Below are 12,283 nucleotides of genomic sequence, written 5' to 3'. Positions count from 1 at the left end.
TCAGGCGCCTTTTGAGCCCCCCGTTGATGACCATTCTTAAAACACAAAAGGGTCGACGCATACACGTCAACCCTCAGAATAAATCTCGCTTTTCGCTTTTCGCTTTTCGCTTTTCGCTTATGCGCCTGGTGGGATCGCTAAGCTATCGGCTATCAATTGAATTAAATTATCTTCAACCTCAAAACGCACTTCGAGCAGTTCACCTACTTTCGACATATCCACTTCAAAGTTAGGTAGCTCATCATCGGCACTAACTTTTACGTATTTATCATTAAATTCTAGTAGTGGTTCGGTAGTCAGGACTATTTTTGCGTAGGTAGCATCAATATCGTCATTGGATTTGAAGCCTGTTGCCTGCCACTTTTCCATCACCATATCGTAGATCTTAAAGTGACCTTCAGAGATGTAATCTACAACATGATTGCAGAATGAGCTTATCTCTTTTGGGGAAGGAAGTTCGACAACGTTTGATTGCCCGTTAACCGGTTGAAGGGAGCCTAGCTTACAATACTCAACGATAAGTGACTGACGGGTTTCAAGCCAGTGATCGATGACTTCACTTGAGCCACCCCATTGTTCTTGTGTCTGTTTGAATTTATTTAGCATGACCATATCCTCATGATCGGGTCACTTCTTGGGTGACCATTAAGCTCTGAGCTTAAAGCATATGTAGAGATACAAGCTCTTGTCCTTACTAGAATTTATAGTCTCAAAATTGATGGACTACAAACTCTGGTATGAATTTAGATTGCCAGTAAAATAGACGAACTGCAAGTGAAGAGGGGGTGGAATGTTAAATAAAAGTGACACAAACCGTACGCTAAATTCTTATTGGTGTGTTGTATCAGGAAGTGATGTTTGGTTAGTTGATAATGCGATTCCATTTGGTACGGCACAAGATTTATCACTGCCACAAGACGTTGCGATAGAAATTGGTCGTTATAACAATGCGCCAGTATTGTGGCTCAATGCGGCTGATATAGAGCAAGATATTGAGCTTATCTCATTGCGAGAATGCCTCGAATTTCCTAGTGAACTTTTTTTGTTACTCAGTAAGGCAGTGCAATATAGCCATATGACGCAAAGTATGCGTTTTTGCCCACTATGTGGAGGTAGAAACCATCTCAACCATAACCAACTTGCTATGCAGTGTGGTGATTGCCGAACGCTTCACTATCCTCGTATCTTCCCATGCATCATTGTTGCAGTACGTAAGCAAGGGCAAATCTTATTGGCTCAACACCCAAGACATCGCAATGGAATGTATACGGTGATCGCAGGTTTCCTTGAAGTGGGTGAGACGCTTGAACAGTGCGTGGCTCGAGAAGTAAAAGAAGAAACGGGCGTTCAAGTTAAGAACATCCAGTACTTTGGCAGTCAACCTTGGGCGTTTCCTTCTAGCATGATGATGGGATTTACTGCCGAATTTGAGTCTGGAGAGCTGAAGCCGGATTATAGTGAGCTAAGTGATGCTCGTTGGTTTGACTACAATGCGCTACCACCGATTGCTCCTAAAGGAACTATTGCTCGAGAATTAATTGAGCATACCTGTGGTGAGATATGATTATCTTTCTGAAAAATAAGTAAAAAAAACCCTCCAGAAGGAGGGGGTAAGTAAGATGTCGTTATGAGATGCCAAGCACTAAGTGCTCGGTTTATAATTGTAGTTTTCGCTAGCAAACAAATTTTTAACACTGTTACTAATTGGGTGCAAATTAAGCATTGATTTAAAAGTTAATAACTTGATCTAGGTTGCAAAGCACACAGCTTTTGAGAGCCAAACAGTGTTAGAATAGCCCCAACAGAAATAAGCCTAACAATCGGAAAAACGGAATGACTGAATTAAAGAATGACCGCTATCTTCGCGCCCTACTTAAAGAGCCGGTAGATTACACTCCAGTATGGATGATGCGTCAGGCAGGTCGATACCTTCCAGAATACAAAGCGACACGCGCAGAAGCGGGTGATTTCATGTCTTTGTGTAAGAATGCAGAACTTGCATCAGAAGTAACCCTTCAACCACTACGCCGTTTTCCTCTTGATGCTGCAATCCTATTCTCAGACATTCTGACGATTCCTGATGCAATGGGTCTAGAACTGCGTTTTGCCGCTGGTGAAGGCCCAGTATTTGATAAGCCAATCACTTGTAAGGCGGATGTTGAGAAGATTGGTCTGCCAGATCCTGAAGGTGAGCTGCAATACGTGATGAATGCTGTTCGTCAGATCCGTAAAGATCTGAATGGTGACGTACCACTGATTGGTTTCTCTGGTAGCCCATGGACACTGGCAACTTACATGGTTGAAGGTGGCAGCTCAAAAGCGTTCACTAAGATCAAAAAGATGATGTATGCAGAACCACAAACGCTACATCTGTTACTAGATAAGCTGGCTGACAGTGTCATTGAATACCTAAACGCGCAGATCAAAGCCGGTGCTCAATCAGTAATGGTATTTGATACTTGGGGTGGTGTTCTTACTCCTCGCGACTACAACTTGTTCTCGCTGCAGTACATGCACAAAATCGTTGATGGCTTGATTCGTGAGAACGATGGTCGCCGCGTTCCTGTTACTCTGTTCACTAAGAACGGTGGTATGTGGTTAGAGCAAATCGCTGCAACAGGTTGTGATGCAGTTGGCCTAGACTGGACTATCAATATCCAAGATGCAGTGAAGCGCGTAGGCGATAAAGTGGCACTGCAAGGCAACATGGATCCATCAATGCTATATGCTTCTCCTGAGCGCATTCGTGAAGAAGTCGCAACGATCCTTGAAGGGTTTGGTGATGCAGGCACTGGCCATGTCTTTAACCTTGGTCACGGCATCCACTTGGATGTGCCGCCAGAAAATGCGGGCGTATTTGTTGATGCGGTTCATGAGTTATCAAAGCCGTACCACAAATAACTAAGAAACACATGAAAGCGTCTGGTCTAATCAGGCGCTTTTTTGTTATTGGTTAATATACTCAGTTATACTGATTAGATTAATGGAATAGGGTTCGGGAAAGAATGAAAACACGCGATAAAATCGTGCTTGCAGCACTAGAGTTATTCAATGAGCACGGTGAGCGCAATATCACAACTAACCATATTGCGGCTCATATCGATATCAGCCCAGGTAACCTTTATTATCACTTTCGTAATAAGCAAGAGATTGTCCGTGAGATCTTTGCGCTCTATTCAAATGAGTTGCTTGAGCGTTTTACCCCTATTCAAGGCCAACAAGAAAGTTTAGTACTGTTAAAGCACTACTTAGATTCTATCTTTACGCTGATGTGGAAATATCGTTTTTTCTACGCCAATCTGCCAGAGATCTTGCAGCGAGATGAGCAGCTGCATGATGAGTACATTCAAGTTCAAGAGAAGCTTCAATCAAACCTAATTAACATCATGCGCGCGTTTGTCGGCTTAGAACTCGTTTCAGTGGAAGACAGTGAGATGAAGTCATTGGTGACTACGTTACACTTAATTGCGTCAAGCTGGTTAGGCTATCAAGCCGCAATGTCGCCTAAAACACAAATTACTGAGCAAGTGATTCACCAAGGTATGCTGCAAATGATCTCTGTAGTTAAACCTAAGGCAACAGCGCAAGGTCTTGAACAGCTTCAGCTTTTAGAAGATGGCGTTAAAGCGATTCATGCTTAGTCATAACTAACTGAAATTGTTAATACACTGAGAACCCATTAGAGTATCGAAAGATATTTTAATGGGTTTTGTTTTATGCACTACGATGTTTTTAACGGTGATGCGGATGGCATTATCGCGCTACTCCAGCTTCGCTTGGCAGAGCCAAAGTTATCAACTCTGATTACTGGAGTGAAGCGCGATATTCAGCTGTTAGAGAAACTTACAGTAACTGAAGGTGATTCAGTTACTGCGCTGGATATCTCAATGGAGAAGAATAAGCAGGGCTTGGAAGCGCTTCTTAGCGTAGGTGCTCAGGTGTTTTACGCCGATCACCATAAAGCTGGTGATATACCTAAACACGTAAATCTTGACGCTCACATTAACTTAGATGCTAACACTTGTACGGCTTTGATTGTCGATGAGTTGCTGCAAGGCAGGTTTCACCCTTGGGCGATTACCGCTGCGTATGGCGATAATTTAATAGCAAAAGCAGACCAACTGGCAGAGCTTGCGGGTTTTAGCGTTGAGCAGAAGGAGCAGTTAAAAGAGCTAGGCACTTTAATCAATTACAATGGCTATGGCTCCAAGATTGAGGACCTTCACTTTGATCCAGCAAAACTGTTTAAAGAGCTTTTGGCCTATGATGATCCATTTGCTGTGATTGCTGATCAAAACTCACCATTTCACACACTTCGCTCGGCTTATCAACAAGATATGGATAAAGCTCTGGCGATTGAGCCGCAACACAAAAGTGAACAGTTGAGTGTGTTTGAACTGCCTAATCAAGCCTCATCACGTCGTATTAGCGGTGTTTATGGCAACCTGCTAGCAAATCAATCTCCGGACTCTGCTCACGCTGTCTTGACGGAAAATCAAGATGGGACGTATACGGTGTCTTTAAGAGCGCCATTGAATAATAAGCAAGGTGCTGGGGACATTTGTTCGCAATTTCCATCTGGTGGAGGCAGAGCCGCAGCAGCAGGGATTAATGCCCTACCGAAAGAGGAGTTACCCGCTTTCATTGATGCTGTCGAGAACCATTACAGATAGAGACTTAAAAAATAAGGCGTCTTTTCGAGAGAAAAAGACGCCTTATTTGTATCTGTTCGCGGTCAATTATCGCGTTAACCAACTCTTCGGATTTTGTGTTTTACTGTTACGACGAATTTCAAAGTAGAGTGATGCTTGAGGTTGGCCTCCAGTATCTCCGGCAAGTGCGATGGTTTCACCGGAAGTGACTTTATCACCTTCTTTTTTCATCAGGCTCTGGTTGAATCCATATAGCGTCATATCTCCTTTACCGTGGTCTAGCAGTACAACTAAGCCATAACCGCGGAGATAGTCGGCAAATACGACAGTGCCTGAGTAAACCGCTTTAACTGGTTGGCCATAGTTGGCGTCGATCACCATACCTTTCCACTTTATTTGACCAGTTTGACGAGAGCCGTAGTTATGTAAAACGCGACCTTTTACTGGCCATGGCAGTTTACCTTTCTGTCGAGCTATACCGTCCATTGGCACAGAATTACGTTTTGCGGCTTTGGCAATCTCTGCCTTTAAGCGAGTTTCATTACGTTGTAGCTCAGAGAGGTAGACTTTGTCATTCGAAATGCTTTTGCGAATTTTTGACACCGTCCCCTTACGTTGAGACTGAGTTTTGGCCAGCTGATCGCGCTTTTTAGTTTGTTGATTAAGCAGCGTCGTGATTTGTTCTTTCTCTAATTTGAGCTGCTCTTGGCTGTCATCAAGTTCTCTTACCGTTGCTTCAAGCTCACTGATTGTTTCTGCTCTGGCTTTTGCTAGATGCTGGAAGTATTGACTGATTCGGTCTTCCTCAACGCCTTGATTGAGTATGTTTGAAGAAGTTTTAGCACGTTGAGTGACATAGTAGGTTTGAATCAATTCAGCTAATTTGTCACTTTGGGTTTTCTTCTGGAGTTGGAGTGATTCGACTTTTTTATCTAGATTGGCGATGTTTGCATTGGTTGTCGCGAGGGAAGATTTTGTTTCTTTGATTTCTCTTTCCAAGCGAGTAATGGTCGTCTCTTGGCTTTTTAGCGACTTTTGTAGCGAATCGAGTTTCTTCTGTTGGCTAGAAAGCGACTGTTTCTGGCGCGAGATTTCACCGCTGACGCCTTTCAGTTCTGCATTATTGGCAGCGTAGCTAGGGGCTATTGAAGAGGCAGAAAGTATCAACCCGAGCGCAAGCCAAGTCTTGCGAGAGAGTAGCGTCCTTAATGGGGTGATTGCCATTGTTCAAATCTGTCCTAACTATTTGAGAGATAGCCAGTATACCCAAACCTTTTGATTTGAAGAAAGGAGAATGTCAAAAGTTGCAGCAGGGCGAAGAGAAAACAAAAAGCCCGAGCAGGTAGGTGCTCAGGCTTTTATATAGGAACGTCTCAGTTAATTACTTAACTAGAACGTCACCAGTCATTTCTGCAGGGATTTCTAGACCAGTTAGAGCAAGCATTGTTGGAGCTAGGTCAGACAGTTTACCGCCTTCTTTGAACTCAACTTCTTTGTCACCAACGTAGATTAGAGGTACTGGTAGGTTAGTGTGAGCAGTGTGAGTACCACCTGTCTCTGGGTCTACCATCATTTCTGCGTTACCGTGGTCAGCAGTGATCAGCATTTGACCGCCTACTTCTTCGATCGCTGCCGTTACTTTGGCAACACACGCATCGATTGCTTCGATTGCTTGCTCTGCTGCTTCGTAAACGCCAGTGTGACCAACCATATCTGGGTTAGGGTAGTTACAGATGATAGTGTCGTACTTACCAGATTTAATTGCTGCGACCATCTTCTCTGTTAGTTCTTCAGAGCTCATCTCAGGTTGTAGGTCGTAAGTTGCTACTTTTGGAGAAGCAACAAGTTGACGCTCTTCACCTTCGAACTCGTTTTCAACACCACCGTTGAAGAAGAAAGTAACGTGTGCATATTTCTCAGTTTCAGAGATACGTAGCTGAGTTTGACCTTGCTTAGATAGCCACTCACCGTAAGTGTTCTCTAGAGAAGCTGGTGGGAATGCGATAGCTAGTGGGATGTCAGCTGCGTATTGCGTTAGCATTACGAAGTTGATAGCTGGGAATACAGCGCGCTCGAAGCCGTCGAATGCAGGTACGAAAGTACGCGTGATTTGACGCGCACGGTCAGCACGGTAGTTCATGAAGATAACTGCGTCGCCATCAGCGATAACAGCATCTTCTTGACCTTCCGCTTTGATAGCCGTTGCTTTAACGAACTCGTCGTTTTCGTCACGAGCGTATGCCGCTTCTAGACCTGCAACTGCTGTATCGAAAGTGAACTCAGCTTTTGCTTGAGTTAGAAGATCGTAAGCAACTTGAACGCGATCCCAGTTGTTGTCACGGTCCATTGCGTAGTAACGACCTACTAGAGATGCTACGCGGCCTTTGCCTAGTTTAGCGAACAAGTCTTGGAAACGTTGTAGCGAGTTCTCTGCACTACGTGGTGGTGTGTCACGACCGTCTAGGAAGCAGTGTAGGTAGATTTTTTCTGCGCCACGTGCTGCAGCCATTTCAACTGCGGCGTAGATGTGATCTTCGTGAGAGTGTACGCCACCTGGAGACATAAGACCCATGATGTGTACCGCTTTCTCTGCTTTCACAGCTGAGTCGATTGCTTCAACTAGAGCTGGTGTTTCAGTGAACTCACCGTCAGCGATAGACTTAGTGATGCGAGTCAGGTCTTGGTATACAACACGGCCAGCGCCAATGTTTGTGTGGCCAACTTCAGAGTTACCCATTTGACCATCAGGTAGGCCAACATCCATGCCAGAAGCAGAGATTAGAGTGTTTGGCTTGTTAGCAAACAGGCTATCAAGGAATGGAGTTTTTGCGTTCGCGATTGCGTTGCTTGCTGTATCTTCACGGTGTCCGTAACCGTCAAGAATAACTAGAGCCATAGGCTTCTTAGCTGTCATAGTGATGACCTCGTCAAATTTCAAAGTAACTTTGGAAACTAAATTAGCGTAATTTTACTACACTTTTTAACCAAAACTGTAGGTTAAGATCAAATATTGTTTGTGAAATATTGTTGTTATCTTTCACCTTACAAAGAGTGTGTGCAACGCCAACCTGTCAATTTAGACCTTTTTGCTTACTCTATTCTCTCGCTTAAGACAGAAAAATAAAGCGGGAATTACCGATTACTGCGATAGGTTAAGAGACCAAAATACCTGTACCGATAACGGCAACTATCGCCCCTATCCACGCAAAGCGGTTAGGTCGTTTTCCGGAATAAATCCATAGTATAGGCAACAACATAATTGGTGTCGTAGAAGAGAGTAAAGCAACCATCCCCACATTCCCTTGTTGCAATGCATAGAGAATGAGCGTCATACCAACGGCCATGGCTAAGAAACCGTTCACCGCTGTGATTGAGAAAATCTTTAGGTTCATTGGCTTAGTTGCACGAGCTAACTTTGCGCCTGTTAAGAAGAATAGGCAGTGGGCGGTAAATGCCGTCATCATCCGCATTGCCGATGCAGCAATTGGATCGATGCTGGTTTGCATCACGGGTTTCGCAATGATTCCGCCTAATGCTTGGCATAGAGCAGCGAGCAAGCCTAAGCTAACTCCAACCCAAACTTTACCTTTGATCGATTCTAGCTGGTTGTTACTTTGTCCACGCCTGCCAAAGAAGATAGCGGTGAGTACGCCAGAGAAAACGAGCAGTGATCCCAGTAGTTCCAGAGATGTCATGGTTTCACTAAATAGGAAGTACCCCAGAATCGCAGAGAAAACGGCGTGACATGAGAAGAGTAAACCTGCTTGTCTTGGCCCCATGCGGTTGAGACACGCAAAGAGGGCGGTATCGCCAATAAAAATTCCAATAACACCCGACAGCATCATAGCCGATATTGCACTCGTTTCGACACTAGCCCAGCCGCCTGTATAAAGCGCCATACTACCCAGAATGAGAGAAGTGCAACCCATACGCCAACGGCTATAGGCAAAGGTTCCTAAATGTTGTGCAGGCACGACTGAAAGTAGGCTTGCGACTGCCCAAAGAAATGCGGCAGCAAGTGCCAGCCATTCATAACCCATCGACACGTAATCCTTGTGAGTGTGGAATAATCCAGGCTGACAATATGCAATAAATCTGGCTTAAAACAAAGTTATACCTTGAAGCGAGTCACCTCCATACGCATGGTTTCTGCAGACTCGCGCATATTATCTGCGCTGTCGCTACTTTGTTGAGCCTGAGCTGCTAATACGTCGGAGGCATCCTTAATGCCTTGTGTATTGCGGCTAATATCTTCACTAACCGCTCTTTGTTCTTCTGCTGCACTTGCGATTTGTAGCGCCATATCATTGATCTTATTAATCGCATCAGTGATATCGGTAAGGCTTTGAGCGGCTTGCTGAGCATAATCAACACTTGTATCTGCTAATGAGGTGCTGGTCTTCATGCTATTTACAGCAAGTTTGGTGTTGTTTTGCAGCGTCTCAATCATGTTGCGGATCTCTTCTGTAGATCCATGTGTACGCTGACTTAGCACGCGTACTTCATCAGCGACTACCGCAAATCCCCGTCCTTGTTCACCAGCCCTTGCGGCTTCAATTGCTGCATTGAGCGCTAATAAGTTGGTCTGCTCAGCAATCTCTTGAATGGTAGACAAGATCTGATTAATGCTCTGCGTATTGTGCTCAAGCTCAGAAATGACTCCCGACGCTGCTGTGACTTGCTCTGCGAGTTCAACGATTGATTCGCGATTTTTCTGAATGACTTTTTGTCCATCATGGCAGGCATTAGAAGAGGTTTGAGAAGCTGATGCGGTCATTTCTGCATGACTTGCTACTTCTGCCGCAGTGGCTGACATCTCATGAATGGCTGTTGCGATCTGATTGACGTCGTTTTGTTGGACCTCTACTTGTTGAGCCGACTGTAAAGAGAGCGAATTTGCATGGCTAGCTTGCTGCACCAGTTGCTCACTATGGTTAATGATGTCAGCAATCATACGTTGCATCTGACTGAGGAACTGATTGACATGTCCAGCGAGCTCGCCTATTTCATCAAGGCGTTTTATTTCTACTCGCTGCGTTAAGTCCCCTTCGCCTTTTGCAAGCTGAGAGAGTGATGCCGATAAATCTTGAAGAGGTTTAAGCAGCTTAGTAATAGTGTAGGTACTGAATGTCGCGATGATTAGGTAAAGCACCAAAGACGCGATAGCAGTAAATTGAATCTGTTCACTAACGGAAGCGAAAGCCAGTTCTTTATCAACAACGATCCCTAATGACCAATCCGTAGAAGGGACATTAGTAACATAAATCAGTTTGTCACCTTGCTCTGGCCATGAAATTGTCGAGATGGAAGAGTCATTAACGAGAGCTTGAATCTGAGCATGAGAAAGCTGTGGGTTGAGCTTGGTCAAGGGTTGTTGGCTTAATGATTCATCTTGATAGGCGACGATATTATTGTTGCCATCAACAAGGAAAGTGAAACCATCATTATCAAGAGTGACATTAAGAACTTCATCGATAATATTGGTCACCGTCAGATCAGCTGCGAGTACACCTTGCTTCTCTCCAGAAAACGCTTTAGCGAAACTGACCACGATACTGCCATCAAAATCTTGATAAGGCTCTGTAATGATGAGTCCGTTGCTCTTCATCGCGTCTTGATACCAAGGGCGAGTTCGAGGGTCATAGTCATTTGGCCAGTCTTCGGTTTTGTCACCGTATGCGATTGAGCCGTCGCTGAATCCGGCATAAACAGAAAGAAAGTCGCCAGCGCGTTTAGTGATCAGCATCTCTCGATCTGAATCATCAGACTCAACAATTGTTTTCTCGTTTGCCAGCATCATATCACTGCGGATTGCCAACCAATCACTGATATAGCGTGAGGTAGAGTGGCTGATATTCGCCATCTCACTATTGAGGGCGGAAGTGGTTTCTTGCTGGAGTTGATTGACTGATATCCAAGCTTGAACACCACTGACGATAGCAATGACAACCGCGATTGCTATTTGCATTTTTAGTTTGATTGTATTTCTCATTGCCTTTCCTTATTTGTAGACAATAGGGAGAGAATAATAGGGCTACCTCCATTGTTTCACAGAGAGAGCGAAATAGACGTGGATGGTAGATAAGGGGGGATTTTATAGCTGAGGGCTATATCTATAATTGATCCCTACGGCAAATATAAGAAAAGCCCTTTTGATTTGTAAGGATTTGTGACCTCTAGCCCAGCGTGCTAGAGGTCAGATACTGGCGTTATTAAGTGATAATCAGTGTTGCGGCGTAAACAATCAGCAGTCCTATCACGCCGATGATAATGCCGGTTTTCGCCATATCTCGACTTTCGATTAATCCTGTAGAGTAAGCCAATGAGTTTGGTGGGGTTGATACAGGAAGGATCATGCCGAGTGAGGCTGAAAAAGCGACGACAACGAGTAAACCTTGCAACCCACCTACTGAGGCTAAGCTTTCCATTGATGCACCAATCGCTGCTGCAATCGGCATAAGCAGGTTAGCTGTCGCCGTATTCGACATAAAGTTTGCCATCAACCAGCAGACAATCGACATGGTGAAGATAACGGCGATTGGAGAGAGTGACTCATAGTCGATTGCGTGTGCAAGCGCTGAAGCGAGACCGGTCTTATCTAAACCAATACCTATCGCAATACCGCCTGCGACCAACCAAAGTACGTCCCAATTGATCAGTTTAAGCTCAGCTTTGCCCATAATTCCTGTCAACGTAAATACTGCGAGAGGGATTATTGAAACGACATAGGTATTCATGCCGTGCAGCTTTGTGGTCATCCACAGCAAAATAGTGGCTGCAAACGTGGCATAAACGACGATCGCGCGCCAATTCTTTTGAAACTGGCCATCAAGTTTTAGTTTCATCTCTTGTTGAGCGGATGGAAAGAGCTTTTGTAACAAGAACCATGCGATGGTGAGTTGAGTGATCACAAACGGTAAGCCCATCATCATCCAACTAAGAAAGTCGATACTGTTTTCACCAGTTAAATATTGCAGCGCAATGGCGTTGGGTGGTGTACCAATTGGTGTCGCAATACCGCCAGTGTTCGCTGCAATAGGAATACACAGCACTAATGCTTTGATACCAAGATCGCCCTTGGGTGCAGAAGCGACAATCGGCCCGAGTAGGGCGAGCATCATGACCGTTGTGGCGGTGTTAGACATAAACATTGAAAACACTGCAGTGATCAGCATTAAACCTAGCATGATGAATCTAGGCTGGTGGCCAAATGGTTTGAGTAAGACTCGTGCGAGGTTATTGTCCAGCTCATATTTGGACGCGGCGATGGCTAGGGCGAATCCCCCCATAAATAGAATGATGATAGGGGAAGAAAATGCACTAAAGATGTCAGTGTATTTCATCAACTCGCCAAGGTCGTGACCAGCGGGAGGTGTTCGAAATAGGTGTAACCCTTTATCCGAAATCATGACCAGTTCTAGAGTGATAATCAGGATAGAAGTGGCGAATACAGGGACAGGCTCTAGTACCCAAAGTAGTGCCGCTAAGAGAAAGATCGCGAGTAAACGATGTTGAATTAAGGTCAGATCATCAATTGGGATCCAATCAATGGGCATAAAAAGCACACCGATTGGCAAGCCGAAGCTAATTAGCAGCTTAACAACAACCCCTAGATCTATTTTTGACATAGT

10 protein-coding genes are annotated in these 12,283 nt (G+C 44.6%); 4 read left to right on the top strand and 6 right to left on the bottom strand.

All coding sequences use genetic code 11. The features are described 5' to 3' along the window. Nucleotides 1-117 precede the first annotated feature (117 nt). Nucleotides 118-612 (bottom strand): sigma D regulator, encoded by a 495-nt coding sequence (gene rsd, locus AAFX28_RS22770; RefSeq protein ID WP_408690781.1) that lies wholly within the window; start codon nucleotides 610-612, stop codon nucleotides 118-120. Between the two features lie 178 nt (nucleotides 613-790). Between rsd and nudC the strand changes: the two genes are divergently transcribed. From nudC to AAFX28_RS22750, 4 genes are all read left to right on the top strand, one after another. Next, complete coding sequence (gene nudC / locus AAFX28_RS22765; RefSeq protein ID WP_408690780.1) at nucleotides 791-1,564, top strand: NAD(+) diphosphatase; 774 nt, start codon at nucleotides 791-793, stop codon at nucleotides 1,562-1,564. Nucleotides 1,565-1,833: 269 nt separating this feature from the next. Next, the gene (gene hemE / locus AAFX28_RS22760) at nucleotides 1,834-2,901 is read left to right on the top strand and encodes a uroporphyrinogen decarboxylase (protein ID WP_134837063.1); all 1,068 of its coding nucleotides are present in this window, start codon (nucleotides 1,834-1,836) and stop codon (nucleotides 2,899-2,901) included. 104 nt (nucleotides 2,902-3,005) lie between these two features. Next, nucleotides 3,006-3,641, top strand: a complete 636-nt coding sequence (locus tag AAFX28_RS22755; RefSeq protein WP_408690779.1) for a TetR/AcrR family transcriptional regulator — start codon at nucleotides 3,006-3,008, stop codon at nucleotides 3,639-3,641. Nucleotides 3,642-3,716: 75 nt separating this feature from the next. After that, entirely contained in the window at nucleotides 3,717-4,673 is a 957-nt protein-coding gene (locus AAFX28_RS22750) for a DHHA1 domain-containing protein (RefSeq protein WP_408690778.1), read from the top strand. A 66-nt stretch (nucleotides 4,674-4,739) separates the two neighbouring features. Here AAFX28_RS22750 and AAFX28_RS22745 read toward each other — a convergent pair whose 3' ends face one another. The 5 genes from AAFX28_RS22745 to AAFX28_RS22725 all read right to left on the bottom strand — a co-directional run bounded on the left by AAFX28_RS22745 (nucleotide 4,740) and on the right by AAFX28_RS22725 (nucleotide 12,280). Continuing rightward, nucleotides 4,740-5,876, bottom strand: a complete 1,137-nt coding sequence (locus tag AAFX28_RS22745; protein ID WP_408690777.1) for a murein hydrolase activator EnvC family protein — start codon at nucleotides 5,874-5,876, stop codon at nucleotides 4,740-4,742. 157 nt (nucleotides 5,877-6,033) lie between these two features. Next, a complete protein-coding gene (gpmM, locus tag AAFX28_RS22740; RefSeq protein ID WP_408690776.1) occupies nucleotides 6,034-7,566 on the bottom strand; it encodes a 2,3-bisphosphoglycerate-independent phosphoglycerate mutase in 1,533 nt (510 codons plus the stop codon). Between the two features lie 238 nt (nucleotides 7,567-7,804). Continuing rightward, complete coding sequence (locus AAFX28_RS22735) at nucleotides 7,805-8,692, bottom strand: DMT family transporter (protein ID WP_408690775.1); 888 nt, start codon at nucleotides 8,690-8,692, stop codon at nucleotides 7,805-7,807. Between the two features lie 71 nt (nucleotides 8,693-8,763). Next, nucleotides 8,764-10,644 carry a methyl-accepting chemotaxis protein gene (locus AAFX28_RS22730; protein WP_408690774.1) on the bottom strand — a complete coding sequence of 627 codons (1,881 nt, stop codon included), beginning with the start codon at nucleotides 10,642-10,644 and terminating at the stop codon, nucleotides 8,764-8,766. 220 nt (nucleotides 10,645-10,864) lie between these two features. Continuing rightward, entirely contained in the window at nucleotides 10,865-12,280 is a 1,416-nt protein-coding gene (locus AAFX28_RS22725; RefSeq protein ID WP_408690773.1) for an SLC13 family permease, read from the bottom strand. Nucleotides 12,281-12,283: the final 3 nt, after the last annotated feature.

It is taken from the genome of Vibrio sp. TBV020 (genome assembly GCF_046056895.1).
In the GTDB taxonomy this organism is placed as follows: domain Bacteria; phylum Pseudomonadota; class Gammaproteobacteria; order Enterobacterales; family Vibrionaceae; genus Vibrio.
Note: the sequence above shows the minus strand (reverse complement) of the source record. Positions and strands in the feature narration are given on the sequence as shown.